This window comes from Candidatus Borrarchaeum sp. (assembly GCF_019058535.1).
Classification (GTDB): domain Archaea; phylum Asgardarchaeota; class Sifarchaeia; order Borrarchaeales; family Borrarchaeaceae; genus Borrarchaeum; species Borrarchaeum weybense.
In genome coordinates this window covers 20975-39322 of sequence record NZ_JAHPYX010000273.1, presented here as the reverse complement: position 1 = coordinate 39322, position 18348 = coordinate 20975, and the positions used below count along the sequence as shown (strand labels likewise).

The window sequence follows — 18348 nt, the reverse complement described above, 5'->3', positions numbered from 1 at the left end:
TTCTTGCAATGGATAGTTCTTGAACCCCAATATTCACTCGTCATTTCAGGAGTTCATATTCATCATTGGCAAATGGGTATAGCACTCGCCTTAATTTCTCTTATCGGTATAGCTTTTTCGGGAGAAAAATATTGAATTCAGTTTAAACTATCCCTTTTTAATCTATATTTTAAAGCGCTCATCAATATTAGGTGCAATAGCATCAAAGCCTAAACTTTCTTCAATTTCCTGCGCAAAAAGGGTACAAGAATCATTATCGCCATGCATACAAAAGACTTTTGGAGCCCCTTGAATATTTTCCAATAGTTCAAGAAGACCAGTTCGATCGGCATGTGAAGAAAGCTCGAAATGCTTAATTTGTGCTTCAATGTCAACAAATTTCTTCTTATATTGAAATTGTCCTGTTTTTAGTATCTTGTAACCGGGTGTCCCTTCAACCTGAAAGGAAACGAAAAACAATCCATTGCTGGGATCATCATAGAGTTTTTTGATGTAATATTTTACTGAACCACCCGTTAACATTCCAGCTGGTGCGATAATTACACTTGGTAAGTCCTTAGAAAGCGCACGATCTCGATCTTTTTTGTTTCTGACGCTATGAATCTTTTTTAATGCATCTAGGAAAAGATTATAGTCTCTAATGGATTCTGGGTTTGCCGTGATAATTTGATTTACGGCTCGGGCCATCCCATCAACAATGCAGAATGCATCAACTGCATGTTTTGTAAGAATACACATGATCTCTTGACTACGCCCTACAGAAAAAGCAGGAATACAAATCGTTCCGTTCTCTTCTAAAATATTTTCTGTCGCCTTAATTAACTCCAGTTCTATTTTCTGTCGATCAGAGCGAAGTTTTTGTGAATAAGTACTTTCGATGATTACTGCGTCAAGTTCTTCCTCAAAGAGAGATGCACCGGTTAAAAGTGCGGTATCTAAATCGTTGAAGTCGCCTGTATACAGAATTCGTTTGCCATTGCATTCTAAAAGAATAAGAGAACTGCCAGGTATATGCCCTGCGTTAAATAGCTTGAAACGAAATGAATTAGCCTGCATCCATTTATCGTAGTCGAGTGGAGTTGCATAATGCATCATACGACCAAGTTCTTGAGCTTCAAAGGGGATATATTTTCCTGAGATACGAAGCATATCTTGAATTAAAAGTTCTGTTAACGCTAGAGTCGCACTTGTGGCAAATAAGGGTGGTGCTCCTGTTGAATAAAAGATAGGGAGACCACCAGAATGATCGATATGCGCATGCGACAGAAGAACTGCATCAAGACTTTTTGGTGATACATGTTCTGGAAAACTGGGACGTCGTCTACCATTCTGAAAGAGGTATACACCGTAATCGAAAAGAGCGCCTCTATTATCATCGTTCTCGACTAGTACACCTGAACCGCCTATCGTTCGACAACCGCCGAGAAATCTAACTGTTAAAGCTGATATTATAAAACCTCCAAATTAGAAAAAACCCTGTGCCACGTAAAGCGAAGCATCTTTGGGAATTTAAAAGTCATTTTCCAATTCGTACTGAATCTTTTAAAGATTGCTATCTTATCCAATTTTCTATACTTTTAAACAGAAAAACATGTCACCAAAAACCTTAAGAACCTACTCTATACGATATTAGAGACTCCTTAGCAACATAATTGTGTCCTCTTAATATCTGAATTAGTTGAGATGAAAAATGAAAATTGCTTGTTTCTGCAGTGAGTTCCCTCCACTAAGGGAGCGGTCTTTAGGAGTTTATGCAAGAGAAATGAGTAGAAAATTCCTAGAGGTAGGTCATGAAGTCACTGTATTTACTACGAATCCAGACGGCTCTTTTTTAAGCTCTGAAATGTGGAAAGGAATAGAAGTACATCGCCCTGAGCTCATAGATATACGTGACATGATCCCAATGTTTGTCAGCAGTGATCTTATGCAGTCAAAAATAGCTCTTCATGCTTTTGCAGATATGGTATCTTACAATATCCTGGCTTCAGGGCAGTTAATCAACCAGTTGGTGTATGAAGAGAAAAGAGAATTTGATATTATTTCTGCCCATAACAGTGATGCAATTCTTGCTGGAATTGCAGTAAAAAGACAATTAGACATTCCTCTAATTTTTCATGTACATTCTACAGAAAGAATACGCGGTACGGGACGTGGAAGTATCACTATTGAATCCATCGAGAGACGAGGATTAGAAGTTTCGGATGCCATAATTGTTCCATCTTATGCTGTTCAAGAAGAGTTGCTAAGGATGGGGTTAAAAGAAGAAGAAAGAAAAAAAATTTTCGTTTGTTGGGATGGGGTTGACGCACAGACTTATGCACCCTCAAATAGCGATGAGGCACTAATTCTGGAACTTCGTGAAAGATATGGAATCAATGAAGGCGACCCCATGATTTTCTACATTGGCGACTTTTCTCCATCTGAGAATCTTGATGCACTTGTTAAAGCTATACCTGACGTAATTAATGAATTTCCACGTTCAAAATTCGTATTTTTAAGTGAAGATGTTTTGTCTACAGAATTAAAAGGGAAAATTGAATCAGAACTACGAGGAAACGTCATAGTGAGAACAGAATACGTTACGGAAATAGAGAAAATTGCCCACTATGTGGCTGCAGATGTTGCCGTATTCCCATCCACATGGAAACCATTTGGAAGAGCATGTACTGAAGCTATGGCCTGCAGCACACCTGTTGTTGTTGGAGCTCAAGGTATAAGTGGATTAAGAGAGCAGATAGTGTCTCATGGTGAAGGACATTGTGGGTATCATGTGAATCCTTATGATCCTAAAGATGTTGCCTGGGGGATTAAAAATATCCTAAGAGACCCTGATCATACGAAAATCTTAGGAGAAAATGCACGAAAACGGGTACTGGCAGAATTCACATGGGATAAATGTATAGAAAGAACTATACCCATATACGAAAATGTTCTGCAAAATTACGTTAAATAAAAGCATTAAAGGGTAGGCAACTGTTTTTTTGAATAATTAAAATGCTTTAGGTTTCCACGGATTTTTTTGGTATTCACTAACAACGCGTTGGTATACCCGAGTAGTATGTTTTGCAATTCTCTGCCAATGATATAATTTCTGTACTGTCTCAAGTGCATTTTTGCGTAACGAACTCGCTAATCCAGAATCACTTAATAGAGAGATAATTGCTCTCGCTAAAGCACTAGAGTTATTGACAGGAACTTTCAATCCAGTATGACCATGATCAATGATTTCAGAGAGACCGCCAATATCTGAAACTATAACTGGAGTCCCTGCAGCCATAGCTTCTAAGGCAACAATTCCGAAGGGTTCGTAGAAGCTTGGAAAGACGCAGGCATCTGCAAGAGTAAACAATTTTCGGACATCACTATCCTTTTCGACAAAACCTGTGAAGAAGCACTTATGAGCGACACCAAGACCATATGCAATGCGCATGTATTGTGCACGATAGTATCCATCTCCAACGAAAATAAATTTTGCGTTGGGCATACTAGCTATAACTTGAGGTATGCTTCCGACTAAAACGTTTACGCCTTTTTCTGGCACCATCCGTCCGACAAACAAAACGATTTTTTCTTGATCTGTTGCATATGTTCTTCGAAAATCGAGATCTACAGTAGATTGCGTGTCTACGCTTTTGAATTCTTTGGTGTAAACTCCGTTTGGGATTACATCGATCTTATCTTCAGAAAGAGCATATGCATATTTAATTTGATCCGCCATATAACGGCTACATGCAATTATTCTCCAACTATCGAAGGATAAGCGCTTTTCAATTGCATGAATCATTCGTTGTCCATCATCGTGCAGTCCATTTCTTCGTCCAAGCTCCGTGGAGTGGATAGTCGTCACTAGTGGGAGTCTAAATCCATGCTTCAATTCAATTGCAGCCAGGCCAGAGAGCCAGTCATGAGCGTGAATAAGATCAACTTGCTGCCCTGAAGCATGTAATTCAGTAATGACTTCAGCTGCTTTTTCCTGCATTGTCTGTTGCATTAAGATAGCCCATGTAATGAAGTCAGGTCCAGGGAATGAATATGAATCATACCTGTGAACGTTCACGCCACCAACGACTTCAGTCTCTTTTGTACCTGGAAAGTCGGTAGTTATAACGTATATATTGTGACCTAACTTTGTCAAAGCTTGACTGAGGTCAGATACATGCGCAGCAAGACCACCAACCTTACGTGGTGGAAACTCCCATGATAAATGAATCACTGTTAACGGTTTCAAAGATATTCCCTTGACTATAATCCTTTATTGTTTCAATCATGGGAATTCAAAGAATTTAAGCATTTATGTGGAGGAAGATGAAAACAAAAAATGATTAAAAAAACTTCAAATCTCTTATTTAACGTACAGAAATGGATTGATCTTGTTCAACTATTTCGTTATAAATTTCTGCGGTTCGACCACTCAGGGCTTCATCTAAACTCATTACACAAATTTTGTCTTTGGATACACCATAGACATCGACAATCCCGTCCCTCATGAAGTTGGAAAATACTATTATCTTTGAAGCCGCTTTTACTCCTTTTCGTTCTATAGCCTTAATGGATTCATTAAATGGCGATGTCGCCCCATGGCTTCTATGATCTTCCAGACTATAGAGTGTTAAGATGAGAGGTTTATTAAATATGTTTTTCAAAGAAAGTCCTGCTAGGACAGTTATCCATTCGTGGACATGAATTACATCTGGAACAACAGGGGACTCATGAAAAATAGACGCCGCCACACGTTCCAACTCAGTATTGAGAGTGGCATAGAAGGTTATTGTATTAGAAGCAGGCGAAATAGGGGCGCTAATATAATGAATTCGCACATCATTTCTATCCTCAAATCCCATATATGCTCGCCAATCATCCCAAGTAACTACGTCCACTTTAATATTTTGAGCTACAAGTCCTTTAACTAAAGTTTCGCATGCAGGAGCGATAGAGCCAATTTTTGGAGAGTATTCCCAAGTTACAATTAGAGCTTTCTTTACTGCCATAAAAAACCTCTTTAAATTTAGATGAGCGCCTCCTAGATCAAATGAATTATGTAAACATGCTACAAACAGTCACTATGCCCTTCCCTGTGAGAAAATAGGCATGACTATTCTCATGAGGTATTTTACCTACATAACTTTCCGATGATAATGTTTCTAGCGCCCTTTTAACATCATCGAAATTCATGTTTAACGTATTTGCAAGTTGATCGGGTGTCTTTGCGACTTCCTCTTTTACAACTCCCAAATTATGAAGACTTAACATTACTTTAAGTTCCAAAGACATGAAGTCACCTTCCAAGACTTGTAGTTTCTACGAGAACATTCCCTATAAAACTTTCCGTTTTTGTTAAGTAGTATTTTGCCATATTTCGCTAAAGGAGCGCCAAACACAGTCACGTCTATTCTTCTTTTTCTGTTAAAAGTTGATTAAGAATATTTTCAAGTGCATTTCGGGTCACGCCTGTACGCTCTATTAGATCTTCAAAGTTAAAATTACGGAGTATTGTCGTATATAAAACATCATGAGAAAGTCCTAAGTCTTTTGCGAAGATTTTTAGGGTCTTATCTTTCGAGATTGCCAAAAAAATATGTTCTCTTAGTGAATCAAGGGTAATGAAGACTCTTTTGTCCTCTGATAATATTCCATTTAATAATCCATTAGAACGATACTCAGTAATTAGATAGCTGCAATAATCTTCTGACAGGTTGAACTTAGTAGATAGGGCCTTAATTAGTATGCTTCCAGCACTTTTTATTTCCTCTAAGAAATCATCTTTAGCATGCTCTTCAAATTTAACGAATTCATTTTTGCCAAAATAAAAGCCAGTAACATTTTCGACTCGAATAAAACTTCTAAATTCATACTGAAATGCTTCATCAGTCAATCCAATGCGTTGTTTCGTCTTATTAAGATTAATTCTTCCTTGCTTTTCTAATAATTCTCTGAAGGTATCATAAATGAATTCTCGTGTGACGAATTCTCGATTTTCCTCTACAAAGTAACCGTGTACCATTTTTTGATCCTGTATCTCTAACAAAATGAATTTCGCTTCACTTTTTAAAACTTCGAAGTGCTTTGCTAAGTCCACAGTAGAGATTTTTTTATGTTCTATAATCAAATTTCGCGCTTCATTCCATCGGTCTCGGCTAAAATTGAGATAGACGTCTTTATCATCATTAATAACTCCTGAAATTATTCCTTCTTTCTTGAACTGCAAAATTGCGCTCTTGATTTTCTTTTCAGGAATCAGAAAGTTTTCAGAGATTTCTTTAATTGACACTCTCTCATCTTGCAATAATGATGATAAACGAAGAAATCGACGTCTAACGCGAGCAATCAGTAATATGCTACCAAAAATAACAAATAAATGGATTGCCAGTATAAAAATTATCCCCGATAATGGGACTGAGATCGCAAAAAAATAAGAAATTACCCCATAAAATAGCCAAAAAAGTAAAAAAGAAGCTATAATAAAAACAAGAATTGTTAAATCCCTGGAATCCAGCCATTGTTTCAATTTAAGAAATTTTAAAGCATCAGATGATATTTTCACCATGAATCCTCATTACATTCAATCGGCTATAATTAACAAGAAACATTGAATAATCAATTTTACAAAAAATAGCTGAAATTGAGGCTAAATAACTTTTGGTTGCAAAAAAAATTTAGATTTAAAAGAACTAAAAGATATTATTAGATTAGAGAATTGAAGGGAGATACTAAATTGGCAAAAGAAGCGGATCAAATATTCACCCCTAAACTTTTAGGATTATCTGAAGATGAATTTCAAATTTATGCTGCTGCCTTAGCACAAAGGATAATTACGTTAGGTGAAATCGAACTATATTCGAAAAAAGAGAATGTACCAGAAGCGATAGCAAAACTGCAAAGAAAGGGATTTATAAAAAGCATTCCTGGGAAAATTGAGAAATATTTTGGTGTTCCCCCCCTTTCGATCATTCAAGAAGGAACTTTGACATTTCAGGACTCCATGAGCCGTATTTATGAGGAAGTGAAGACCTATCTTGATCAAACTTTAGCACAGCTTGATACTGAAATAGTTAAATCGACTGAAACTATAGTTCAAGCAACAGATTCTCATACAAATGTCCTGAAGGATAATATTACACAAACTGATGAAGAACTGACCAGCATCTTATTTGAAAACCTTGAGGGGATAAAAGAAGTAAGTAAGAACACAAAAGGGACCCTCTTAGATATCCTTTCAAGTCTACAAAATGACATGAAAGCATTGATTCAGAATATAAGTAAAGAAATTAGTGAATCTTGCGATGCCACAAACACGAAAATCAAGAGCCAATCATCACAGTCAACAAAAGTGATCATAGAAACTTTAGAAAGCGAAAAGACACAGTGCAATGATCTTATTACCCCTTTAAAAGAAAGCACCACTCAAAAGATACAAAATTGTCAAGATGATGTCAATAAGATCGAGCAATCAATAGACAACAAAATAGATGATGCACTTACAGTTTCAATAGAAAAAATTAACACACAAATTTCCAGTTTAAGAGATCGTTTTACTCAAAAAATAAACACGAATTTTGACCAAATAATGGAAATCCCCAAAAGTCTAGGAGAAATCACATCAGTTAATATTTCCACTCAAAAGGATGAATTCGAAGAAGATCTGAAAGCATTTGAAATAAAAATTCAAGAAGATTTTTCAACATACATAGAAGAATACCAAAAAGATTTGACGGATTTTATTACAAAAGCTTTTGATATGGTAAATTTCATCTTTGGGCACTATAAAACGAGCGTAGACGAGATCACATCAGAATATGTTACCAATGTTAATCTTTCGAAACAAGAATTTGGCACCGCTATTTCTAGTTTTGAATCAATTCTTCAGAAGACATTAATTGACGAAATTGAAGAATATCAAGTAAAGTTAGCAGGAAAGAGGGATGGATGGATTGAAGATTTAGAGGGAATAGTAGAAGTCCTTCATTCAAATTCTTTGAAAGTCATTGAAGAAATTGCACAACTAAGGAAAAATAATTTAATTGAGTACGAGAAAAATGTCGACGCGATTAAACTCACACATGAGAATGAAGTTACTACCCATGTAAAGGAATATAGGAATGTATTGACTAAACTAAGAGCGCAAACGGAGAACACTATTACCCAATTTTCTGATGAGTTTGTGAAAGAACTAGCGAGCCTATTTCAATCAATATCAAGTCATATGGCAAATCGTTTTGAGGAATACAAAAATACTGCAACTCGTGTAGATAAATCCATCAAACTAACTTTTAATGAACTTATAGAGGACAGCAGGAAATTTAGTAGAGAATTAGAAACAAAAGTCTACTCTCTACTCTCTGAAAATAAAGAAACGTTTACTACGAATAGCAAAATAATACAAGACGAGGTAAATCAAATTCTGGATGACCACTTAGAAAACGCTAAAGACGATTATGAACAACTTATTGAATTTAATAATTCAATAATTACAACTCATTCTGAATCGAGAGAAGAAATAGATAATAATCTTATAGAGAATCTAAGCAACGTTATCAATGACGCAGCAAATGAAAGACTTGAGACACTTGATAAACTTCATAAGTATCTTGATGGTGGAGCGACTCACTTAGCCACTACATTTACTAACGAAGTTGTGGCCTTTCTAAGGGAAATAGAAACAGGTCGAGATGCGAATATCGAAGAATACAAGAATGCCTCAAATGAATTCAAAAATACAGTTTCTGAGCACTTAAGAACAGAATTTACTACTTTTGATCAAATTTTTGGAAATTTTACGACTACTACTACTGATACAATCAATCAAGAAAAGGAGAGCTTAGATAATTTATTTGCCACGCTTCAAACTGATTTAAATAACAAGATATCAACATTTCAGAAGTCAATTCAAAAAGAGAGTGCTGAAACGAAAAAGGAATTACAAACGCTCCTCAAGGAAGAATCTAACGAAGAAAAAGGAATTTACAAAAAATATAACTTAATACTCAAAGAAAAGATGAATGAATTAATAGGAAATTTGAGCTTATATCTGGATGATGTATCACTCAAAATTAGCGATACGCTTCAATCTCAATTAGAGGAGATAGAACCTGAACTGATACGCGTTAAGAAATCCATAAAAATCGATTCGGAAAGCAAGCTTAGGAATTTGTCAGAAAGCGTTCAAGAAATTCTTACAAAGATTTCAACAGACATTTTGAATTTCTCTTCTACCTTTGATCAAATTGTTGTATTCTTCTCAGGTAATACAAACTCCTTATTCGAAGAACTTCAGACTACTCTTAAAAATATTGAAAGCAGATTTTCTGTTCACATCGAATCCAACTTGAAAGGAACAATTGATTATTTGAAAGAATACAGTAAAGAGGCCCTTGAAACATCAGAGGGTTCCAAAACACAAGCAATGAATGAAACTAAGGAATTAAAAGCAGAAATCTCTGAATTTTTTGAAAATCTTGATATAAACAAAATTAGGGAATCTAAAGAACTGTTCGACAAACATATAGAACGTTACACAAATTTAATTGCGCAGCATTTTGAACAATTTGATAATAATATCGAAGAGTCTTTAACTCAGAAAATCACCGCTCTAAAAGATAAGCAAACTGAGTTTAAAGAAGCCCTTAGTACAGAAGTCTCAGCAAAAATCCATCGACCTCTTATCCAAGCCTCCAAGAACAGTGAGCTAAGAATATCAACAACCTTACAAAACTTTACGAATATGATGGGCTCACTGGCTAAGGGATTTGCAGATAATTTGCAACTGCGCTTTAAAGAGTTTAGCGATGAATATCAAACATCACTCAAAGAGTTTTCTCAGATTATTGATAAACAAATGAAAGAACTAAAGGATACAACAAAGTCGATTGACAAATACAGCAAAGAGTTAAAAGCAAAACAAATTGAAAGCGAGAAAATTGAAATCAAGAATATTGAAAATGAAATAATGAAGTATACTGGAGAACTTCATAACACCAAAGAAACGACATTGAAAACACTTGAAGAAACACTTCTAAGAACGTTGGAAGAAGGAAAAACGCGGACTATAGATACAAATCAGAGTCTTAAGGAAAGTATAGAAGTTGCCTATACTAAGACACATGAACAACTTACGAATGAATTAAACGCCGTAAATGAAGGAATTATTTCAAACTTCCAATCAGAAATAGATCGATTGAATACGGAAACCAAAAATCTGACCAAGGAACTTGATACTGTTGTAACAAGTCACTTGAGAGAACATGATGAATTACTAACCGCACAAGTAAATAATATAACAAATATGATTGCAGGAATAAAAGAGTTACTTGATGCTCAAGTGGACGCTACGAAAATAGCTAGTTCAGAATATATTGGAACTACGAAAAAACTTTACTCAGAGAATATAGCTGCAACATTAAAAACAATAACATCAGCAAAAACAGAACTTCTTGAGGATTTTGCCGCTAAAACGCAAGCTTTGCAAAAAGAAATAAACAACCGTTTTACTGACCAAATTTCAATTCTAAAGAAAGATATAACAACTCTCAAACAAGAATATAAAAAACGGATCGCAAATAGTAAAAGACAGCATTCTAAAGCCATAAACGCGCTTAAGAAAGAATTTAGTGACGATTTTTCAACCTACATTGAACATATTGATATAGAAATCACTGAGGCAAAGAAAAGCGTTAGTGACTCACTTCTGAGCAATATAACATTATATGAACTCAATAATGCTCTCGCCATAGGTCAATTGACCCAAATTCAAGAGGATACCACTTCTCAATTAATAAAATCAATGACAGAGGCAAATGAAGACTTCATAAACTTGTTATCAACTCAAGAGAGCGATCTGGACACGTTTTTTCAGTTGGTTCGTCAAGAATTGACCAGGTTACTTGATTTGAACAAAGAAACGCAAAATAACAGTTTAGATTTATTTGAGGATGCTCTAAAGAACAAAATTGAATCTAACGATGCAGAAATAGAAAATACTGTTAACTCAATCAGAGAAAGTGCTTTAGAATTAGTTGATTTTCATCTAGCAACATCTAATGAAAGCCGAGCTGCGTTGAGAGAAGAAATAAACGAACGGTTGAGTAAGGTGCTACAAGAGGTTAATTCGATCGCTCTATCAAAAATTGATGCCATTGAAACCATAAAGTTACGATTAAGCGAAGAAATGGAAAAGATGGTTCATACAACACAAGAAGACACTGAGGGGATTCATACAAAATATCTTCAAGAACTTGAAGAAAAAGCTCAGATTGCTGAAAATGAAATACTTGCCACAGTGAAGAAAATTTCCGAAACAGTTACGCAAGAAATTACAACGATCAACGATGAAATAAAGAATTTAGTCGATGGACATAGGCAGAAGACCAGCGAAATGGCAACTCTAGTTGATACTGAAATTACGACCACTTTGGAACAAGCTATTGAAAGTTTTGAAAAAAGACTTGCTAAACTAAACGCGGATATTACTACAACAAGAGAATCAAGAGTGCAGCTTTTTGAAGAACATGTGCAATCTTTGGAAGAATTTGTTACAAACGCTCTCAATACGAATTTAGGTGATTTATTACGATTTGTAAGTGAGATTCAAGAACTTTCACAAAGTTGGACTGCAAAAATCACAGACGATTTTACTGATAGCGTTAATCAACTTAATGAAGAAACAAGAAATCATTTAGGACAAAAATCTGAGGAAAAGATTGAAGAAGTAGCAAGAATTGTCAGTGAAATTGGAGAAGAATTAACAACGAGTTATAATATAATTGAATCCACCAAGAATGATCTTCAAAACGGCCTTCAAAATCTATCATTACAGCAATCTCATAACATAGATGAGTTCAATACAACAATTAAGACAAAATTTGTAGGAAACGTCAAAGCAAATATAGAGAATTTAGTCAATATAAATAAAAAAATAATTCAGGAGACAAACGATAAGATTCAAGAGATAATTGAGAATACTGCAAACTATGAAGTGGTTGTAAAGGATCTTTGGGAAGAAATTCAGGATATTCTTTCAGTTGGGATTGCCTCAGAAAATACATGGTATTTAATTGGAGAGCAACTCAATGATTTTAGTCGAGCAGCTATCGAAAGAACAAAACGCACTCTAACTATAATAACCCCAAATATCAAGGATGTGTCATTTAACACGATTAAAAAACTTGATCCGTCAGTTCAGGTGCTTATAATTACCCAACCTGAATTAGAAACTGATGATGAGAAGCACGCACTGCAGGAATTGTATCAACTTGGAAACGTTAGAGTCAAGAAAAATTCAAAAATAGAGTATAGTGTGCTTTCAAGAGACAATGAAGAAGTACTGATTGCACCTAAAGGTGCGGAGACTCTTGGAATCATTTCAGAAGATCCAAGTTACGTTGCCATGATCAACAAGATTATTCGCCCTGAGGTGGTTAGATCTGCAGGATCATCACCATAATTCTGGAAAAAAACGAGAAACATGTCTCAGAGAATTAAATAATTTTCTAAAAACTAAAGTGTGATGAGGCACACAACCAACTTAATCAATTTTGGGTGCGATATGTTATGTCAGAGGAAAGCATTGTTACAACTAAAGAAATGTACGATCTTCTCATAGGATTTGCATCTCTAAGTGAATTGAATCGTAAGATCTTGTTATGTCTAGCTCATATATATCCAAGAGCAGTCTCAGGTGTACAGTTGACTAAACTTATCGGGTATTCTGGAAAGGCTAAGAGTCTATATAGAGGTGTATTACAAAGGCTTACAGAGGAGAAGTTAATCCTGAGCGATAAATTAACTTCAAAATTGCACTCATTACGAATTAACCATCTTCATCCATTAGCTAAGACATTAATCGCTATTGCAGAACAACATGGAAAAAAAATTAGAGAAATGTATGAAAACGCACTAAGGACTGACGAAAATGGCTGAAAAATTAGTAGATGGCGTAAAAAAGAGTTATAAAAGATACAAAAACCTTCTTTATGTAGCTTTTTCGCTTATTTTTGTCATTTCTATTGCTAGTGGGATATTATTAACTTATGGACAAGTTGGCATGCTAGCACAACCTACTTTTGCTCAACAAAAGGAATTAGTTGATGGTGGAAGAAGTTCAGAACATCTAAGTTACACTTCTGCGTTTTATTTCATTCAACCCTTTGCAGCAATTGAACTTGGCTTACTTGTAATTGGAGTAGCGATTGGTGTTATTACTTCCAATTATATAGAGCCAGAAATGAATCAATTCATAATAGATGAGGTTCAAACACTCGGATTTAGAATTCAAAGAAAATTCTTTCGAAAATTCACTATTGAAAGTCCAGAAGGAAGAATCTTCTTAAAATTCATTCCTCATAACAGTAACTCTGCTGAATGGTGTCTTTTTAAACTTGAAAGTCCAATAAACGGTAAAAAAGCAAAAAATGGATTCGAAGAGATTGTATTTCGACATATGTTGATTATTAGAGAAGATAAAATCAGTGTGATATGTAATTTCACAGAATTATTTTTTAAGCTAATTTTGATGACCAAAGCACTTGGGGAAATTAAATCTGTTTTAAGAAAATAGAATTATTCTTCTTCCATTCTCTCTAATTCCAATGCTTCCCTGCAATATTCACAATAATAACGACCATCAATAAGTTTCAAATCATCCGAATATTCCTCACATTCATCGCAATATCCAGATGCGCCCTTTTCAATTGGTTTGCTTTCTTCACCTCGAACTGAAACTAATTCTGCAAGCATATCAATTAATTCTGGTGCAACAGCGAGAGCATCCCTGGCAAGAAATACGCCCACAAGAATCCCTTCGTTGACTACTAATAGTTGTCTTATTTTCTGCTTTGTCATTTGACGCATAGCGTCTGTAATTGAGGTGTTAGGACTGCATGTTCGTACCGGTGAGGACATTATGTCTTCAGCAAGAGTTTCGCTTGGTTTTTTATCTCCGCCTATAACACGGATAACAATATCTCGCTCTGTGAGTATACCTACAGGAAAGTTTTCTTTAGTGCAAACGACAAGTAAATTAGTATCTTTCTCACTCAACAGCGAAACAGCTTCTTCTATTGTGGCACCAGGATCGATTGTATAAAACACGTTACTCATTACAGAGCCTACTTTGATAGTTTGATACTTTTCCATGAAAGCCAACTTCCTTAAAGGCAATTATAAAACAATTACAGTTCATGGCTGTAGTTGCCTATGGCTATTATTTTAGCTTATTTTAAGTTTTTGTTTATGATGAAGTTAATTGATATTTGTGAACTACCTCACGCTAAAGCTGTGGTGCTTTCTTGCTTAGTTATCGTAACTCATTCATTAGACATAATTATTAAGCCAGTGATAAACCCATTGAAGTTTTTAGCCAATAACTACTTTAAACAAGTTGAAACCCATCAAAGAAGCCGTATATGCCTTCAATAATTATGACAATTTTATTATATGATTTTGAACTATCTTCTAATAAAGAACACTCTCAAATGAGAGGTGAATAGATTGAGTGTACCTACAAGGAAATTGCCTGGCACGTCATATTCTGTTCAATTACATCCACACCCCACATCAAAAAACGGCAAGCTAAGTTTAATTAAAGGAAAATGGCCTGCAATAGAAAAAATTTGTCCCTCCTTAGACGCTAAGACGGTTAATTCAATTCTAGAAGATATTATTCTGTCTGAAGGCTTTGAGTTGAATCCCAGAATTCTCAGTAGAATTGTTGGAGAATTATTGGAGGAATTGAGTGGAGTGTCAACCACGCCAGTGGTAGTAGAAAAATCGTCAGACCTAATTGAGATTGAAGAACATACTCCTCCAATATCTTTACAGCCATTAGTAGAGGAAATTATTACTCCACCAGCAAGTGAATTAACAACAACATCATCCTCAATAACTACAACTACATCAAAAACATCAATTGAAGACTCCAATCGTTCAGAAGAAACATTTGAACATATTCAGGTACTCAAGACACAAATCAAAGAGTTACATACTTTGATAAAAGATATGTACAAAAAAATCGATGCGTTAACAATAATCGCAGAAAAACTTGAGAATTAGACCAATTAGAATTCTCTAACTCAATATATTACCAAAAATGCTTTTTTGCTCCTTAGTTGTTAGGAGAGAGAGAATTCTAGAGAGCTGCGGTCATTTTTCCCACATTTTATAAAAAAGTTGAGCCAAAAAAATACAGTAAGGACAATACTTTGATTCGATAATCAAAACTAGCTTTTGTCTTCTTTCGAAAACAAGAGGCGTAAAAAAAATGCCAATCAAAACTCCTGATGGAAAACTAGTTTTCAAAATTGTATATTGGGGTCCCTCAATGGGAGGAAAGACTACATCTGTTTTTTGGCTCAGCAAAAATGACCCTGAATTGATAAAAGGTGATTTACAATCCATTGCTGATCCGACAGGGCGTACTTTATTCTTTGATAGAGCAGTTGCTGGCGTCGGCAAAATTACGTTTCAGGTATATACTGTAGCTGGACAGAAAAGGCATAAGGGTCAAAGAAAAGTCATTCTCCAAGGTGTGGATGGGGTAATTTTCGTCTGGGATGCACAGAAAGAATTTTGGGACGACAACATTTGGTCTGTAAATGAGCTAAAAGATTTTCTTATCCATGAAGAAAATGGATCTAAAACACCAGTTATAATTATGGTTAATAAACGAGATTTGCCAAATACTGTAACTAAAGATGAGGTTCGAAATGTCTTTGACAACGTCTTTGACAATGGATTCAGTGATATCCTAGTTTATGAAACAATAGCAGTAGATGGGCTTAATGTTAAACGTGCATTCATCCAGCTCTGCAGAGAGATTGTAATTCGTTACTATGAAGCAATTAAGCAAGCTTAGTCAGTGAAAAGGTAAAAAGGAAAAGGAAAAGGAAAAGGAAAAGGAAAAGAACCAAAAACGAGTTAATAGATTGTTCCAAACATTTTTATTCGATTTCCAATTTCTTTCCTTTTGCATCTTCAGTTTTAGTCAAAATAACTTTTAAAACACCGTTCTTGTATGATGCCTTCGATTCTTCTGGCTTTGTATTCTTTGGAAGAAGAATTTCACGGTAAACTGACTTCCTAGATCTTTCTCGTCTATGGTAACCTTTTTCTTCCTCTTCTTTTCCTGTTTCAGATTCCGCTTTGATTCTTAGTCGATCTCCAGTTATTTCTAGGTCAATATTCTCTTTCTCAAACCCAGGAATATCTGCCTTAACGATTATTTCAGTTTCAGTTTCCTGGATGTCGATTGGAGCAGATCGAAATTCCATTATCTCGGAAAAACCAGGACCGAAGCCTCCCATAAAATCCTGAAACACATCCTCTAAATCCGTCCTAAATCGTCTGATAATATCAAATGGATCCCTGGGAATTAAATCGCGTCTTCTTCGTCTTCTTTCAATAGACATATTCTATATACCCTCCTAAATCCTTAAGCGATAATTTCATCTGAAAAGATGATTTTATCACTAATTTTCATAATCTCTCCTACAAATTGACATTTTCCTAGAGAAGGAAAAGATTCATTATCCAAAATAATAGTATAAACATTACATTAAAAACGTTTCGTGCATGAAAACGCATGGATAGAGTAAATAATTGTAATATATCTATTTTTAAAAAATTAGTTAAAAATAACGTGAAGAATTTTATATTATAGCGATTAGATTAAACCTTAGGAAGTAACAACTTAGAAACAAGCTCGGCTAATTGAGTTCTATGTTCATAGTCACCAAGATTCACTGATGTAACAATTACTTCCATGCCCATCTCTTCAAGTTGCTCCTTGTGTTTTTCGTCTGATTTATCAATAATTAACGTGTCGATAAGCCCTGGATATCTTTCAACAATTTCAATTAGTGAAGTCCCGTGTCCCAAAGCTTCTATAATTCTTTTGATCGGTTCCTCCATTGGTTCATCACCTATAGCAGGACTGATCGCAATAACATTACAACTCGCAGTTTCTAACGCGTGTTTTATGTCATTAAAGGCTAACATCGGCTCAATATATATTGGAGGACTACTAGGTCCAATTATTATTGTATCACAGCGAGACAAAGCTTCACTTACTTTAGGGCTCACTTTTGCTTTATCGATTCCATTAAGTTCAATCTTCTTTACTTCTTTAATAAGACCCTGATTCTCCTTATTTCGGTATTCTAAGAACGGTAACGTCCCCTTATCTGTAACAACTTTGAATGTAGCCTTATCATCTGTCAGTGGAATAATTTGCGCGGTAATGTCTAGTTTCTGTGCGATTATTTCGATAGCTTCTGAAAAAGACTTTCCTTGACTCATAAGATAATCACGAAAGACAACCTGCGCAATGAGGGTATCTCCAAACCTAAACCATAAATTTTCTTCATTTTCCTTTAGATAAGATAACGAATTCATAAAACTGTAAGTATCTCCTAGAATTGTTTTCCAATACCGAATATCTAACTTTCCGGCCAGGAGAAATAGCAAATATTCGAGATTTGGGTGAATTTCTAAGCCAAAAACCTCTGCTGTATTTAGGGTATTTGCTATAATTGAAAAATTTTCTTGGTCAATAATCCTTAAAAGCCCCTCTAAGAATTTTGCCGTCCGCGAGCCTCCATATAGAAGAGTTATCACAAAGATTAGCCTCCCATTGACCAATTTACAGCTGAATTATAGAAATCGATTTTTAACTAATTTTAAAAGAGGATAGTTGTACTTTCAAATGGTGGTTCTAACCCATTTTTTTCAGATATAAGGTTAATGGTTTCAGGTTCATCTAATCATTTTTGTAAAAAGAAAGTCGAGCTATTGTGCATTTTCAGTTAAATATCGCTGATATGGAAACTAAACCTAACTTATAAGCAACTATAACTCGGAAAAAAATCAGATTGTAGAAAAAAAGAATGAGAAATCAATATTTCCTTACTTGACTTTTCTTGACAATCTTCTGGCAATTATAGACAAGATAATCGCTAATCCTCTTAGCGAGAATAACATGAGAAATATCGCCAAAACAAGAACTCCTAAAATTGCGGCTACTATTAGGAAAAATATGAGGCTTATCAAACCAGCTCCAATGCCTATTCCGATTAAGAATCTTCCAAGTACAAGTCGCTTAGATAACCAAATTAAGAGGCCTCCTACAATGACAGTGAAACCTCCAGCAGCGGCAAGGAAAAATAAGATCAAAAAAACAATTACTACAAGAATTACGACAATTGGTGGGGGAGGTCCTCCAAAGACGGCCACAAGAATTATTGCAACAATCTGAAAAACAATTACATATGTACCAAAGCCTGCAAGCCCTGATATATTAGTAAGTAAAGCTAAGATTCCTGCAATAATTGCAATTAATCCCGGTACTACACTCTTCATAAC

At 35.2% G+C, this 18348-nt stretch carries 15 protein-coding genes; 6 read left to right on the top strand and 9 right to left on the bottom strand.

Annotated features, from left to right (window positions below):
- Nucleotides 1-162: 162 nt before the first annotated feature.
- Nucleotides 163-1407 carry an MBL fold metallo-hydrolase gene (locus QVB70_RS17480; protein ID WP_287588991.1) on the bottom strand — a complete coding sequence of 415 codons (1245 nt, stop codon included), beginning with the start codon at nt 1405-1407 and terminating at the stop codon, nt 163-165.
- A gap of 283 nt (nt 1408-1690) precedes the next feature.
- On the opposite strand from QVB70_RS17480, the gene QVB70_RS17475 reads away from it, so the two are divergent.
- Nucleotides 1691-2953: a glycosyltransferase family 4 protein gene (locus QVB70_RS17475; protein WP_287588988.1), complete on the top strand. Its 1263-nt coding sequence runs from the start codon at nt 1691-1693 to the stop codon at nt 2951-2953.
- Nucleotides 2954-2989: 36 nt separating this feature from the next.
- On the opposite strand, the gene QVB70_RS17470 is transcribed toward QVB70_RS17475, so the two are convergent.
- The 4 genes from QVB70_RS17470 to QVB70_RS17455 all read right to left on the bottom strand — a co-directional run bounded on the left by QVB70_RS17470 (nt 2990) and on the right by QVB70_RS17455 (nt 6544).
- Entirely contained in the window at nt 2990-4228 is a 1239-nt protein-coding gene (locus tag QVB70_RS17470; RefSeq protein ID WP_287588986.1) for a glycosyltransferase family 4 protein, read from the bottom strand.
- 118 nt (nt 4229-4346) lie between these two features.
- Nucleotides 4347-4988, bottom strand: a complete 642-nt coding sequence (locus QVB70_RS17465) for a glycosyltransferase (protein WP_287588984.1) — start codon at nt 4986-4988, stop codon at nt 4347-4349.
- A gap of 46 nt (nt 4989-5034) precedes the next feature.
- Complete coding sequence (locus tag QVB70_RS17460) at nt 5035-5271, bottom strand: hypothetical protein (RefSeq protein WP_287588982.1); 237 nt, start codon at nt 5269-5271, stop codon at nt 5035-5037.
- Nucleotides 5272-5386: 115 nt separating this feature from the next.
- Nucleotides 5387-6544 carry a hypothetical protein gene (locus tag QVB70_RS17455; protein ID WP_287588980.1) on the bottom strand — a complete coding sequence of 386 codons (1158 nt, stop codon included), beginning with the start codon at nt 6542-6544 and terminating at the stop codon, nt 5387-5389.
- Nucleotides 6545-6712: 168 nt separating this feature from the next.
- On the opposite strand from QVB70_RS17455, the gene QVB70_RS17450 reads away from it, so the two are divergent.
- The 3 genes from QVB70_RS17450 (at nt 6713) to QVB70_RS17440 (ending at nt 13549) form a co-directional block, all read left to right on the top strand.
- Entirely contained in the window at nt 6713-12436 is a 5724-nt protein-coding gene (locus QVB70_RS17450) for a hypothetical protein (protein WP_287588978.1), read from the top strand.
- Between the two features lie 107 nt (nt 12437-12543).
- Nucleotides 12544-12912 (top strand): hypothetical protein, encoded by a 369-nt coding sequence (locus tag QVB70_RS17445; RefSeq protein ID WP_287588976.1) that lies wholly within the window; start codon nt 12544-12546, stop codon nt 12910-12912.
- The gene (locus QVB70_RS17440; protein WP_287588974.1) at nt 12905-13549 is read left to right on the top strand and encodes a hypothetical protein; all 645 of its coding nucleotides are present in this window, start codon (nt 12905-12907) and stop codon (nt 13547-13549) included. The genes QVB70_RS17445 and QVB70_RS17440 overlap by 8 nt, the downstream gene beginning before the upstream one ends.
- 2 nt (nt 13550-13551) lie before the next feature.
- On the opposite strand, the gene QVB70_RS17435 is transcribed toward QVB70_RS17440, so the two are convergent.
- Entirely contained in the window at nt 13552-14127 is a 576-nt protein-coding gene (locus QVB70_RS17435; RefSeq protein ID WP_287588972.1) for a cyclic nucleotide-binding/CBS domain-containing protein, read from the bottom strand.
- A gap of 354 nt (nt 14128-14481) precedes the next feature.
- Between QVB70_RS17435 and QVB70_RS17430 the strand changes: the two genes are divergently transcribed.
- Nucleotides 14482-15042 (top strand): hypothetical protein, encoded by a 561-nt coding sequence (locus QVB70_RS17430; RefSeq protein ID WP_287588971.1) that lies wholly within the window; start codon nt 14482-14484, stop codon nt 15040-15042.
- 208 nt (nt 15043-15250) lie between these two features.
- Nucleotides 15251-15844, top strand: a complete 594-nt coding sequence (locus QVB70_RS17425) for an ATP/GTP-binding protein (RefSeq protein ID WP_287588970.1) — start codon at nt 15251-15253, stop codon at nt 15842-15844.
- An 85-nt stretch (nt 15845-15929) separates the two neighbouring features.
- Here the strand turns inward: QVB70_RS17425 and QVB70_RS17420 are convergent, their stop codons facing one another.
- The 3 genes from QVB70_RS17420 to QVB70_RS17410 form a co-directional block, all read right to left on the bottom strand.
- On the bottom strand, nt 15930-16397 hold the full coding sequence (locus QVB70_RS17420) for an Hsp20/alpha crystallin family protein (protein WP_287588968.1): 468 nt from the start codon (nt 16395-16397) through the stop codon (nt 15930-15932).
- A 259-nt stretch (nt 16398-16656) separates the two neighbouring features.
- The gene (locus QVB70_RS17415) at nt 16657-17604 is read right to left on the bottom strand and encodes a 2-phospho-L-lactate transferase CofD family protein (protein ID WP_287588967.1); all 948 of its coding nucleotides are present in this window, start codon (nt 17602-17604) and stop codon (nt 16657-16659) included.
- A 288-nt stretch (nt 17605-17892) separates the two neighbouring features.
- The gene (locus tag QVB70_RS17410) at nt 17893-18345 is read right to left on the bottom strand and encodes a hypothetical protein (protein WP_287588966.1); all 453 of its coding nucleotides are present in this window, start codon (nt 18343-18345) and stop codon (nt 17893-17895) included.
- Nucleotides 18346-18348: the final 3 nt, after the last annotated feature.

Excerpts from the sequence above, each read along its gene's own strand:
- QVB70_RS17435 (WP_287588972.1), bottom strand. The coding sequence starts at position 14,127 with ATGGAAAAGTATCAAACTATCAAAGTAGGCTCTGTAATGAGTAACGTG.
- QVB70_RS17420 (WP_287588968.1), bottom strand. The coding sequence starts at position 16,397 with ATGTCTATTGAAAGAAGACGAAGAAGACGCGATTTAATTCCCAGGGAT.
- QVB70_RS17440 (WP_287588974.1), top strand. The coding sequence starts at position 12,905 with ATGGCTGAAAAATTAGTAGATGGCGTAAAAAAGAGTTATAAAAGATAC.
- QVB70_RS17475 (WP_287588988.1), top strand. The coding sequence starts at position 1,691 with ATGAAAATTGCTTGTTTCTGCAGTGAGTTCCCTCCACTAAGGGAGCGG.
- QVB70_RS17410 (WP_287588966.1), bottom strand. The coding sequence starts at position 18,345 with ATGAAGAGTGTAGTACCGGGATTAATTGCAATTATTGCAGGAATCTTA.
- QVB70_RS17465 (WP_287588984.1), bottom strand. The coding sequence starts at position 4,988 with ATGGCAGTAAAGAAAGCTCTAATTGTAACTTGGGAATACTCTCCAAAA.
- QVB70_RS17445 (WP_287588976.1), top strand. The coding sequence starts at position 12,544 with ATGTCAGAGGAAAGCATTGTTACAACTAAAGAAATGTACGATCTTCTC.
- QVB70_RS17425 (WP_287588970.1), top strand. The coding sequence starts at position 15,251 with ATGCCAATCAAAACTCCTGATGGAAAACTAGTTTTCAAAATTGTATAT.
- QVB70_RS17460 (WP_287588982.1), bottom strand. The coding sequence starts at position 5,271 with ATGTCTTTGGAACTTAAAGTAATGTTAAGTCTTCATAATTTGGGAGTT.
- QVB70_RS17455 (WP_287588980.1), bottom strand. The coding sequence starts at position 6,544 with ATGGTGAAAATATCATCTGATGCTTTAAAATTTCTTAAATTGAAACAA.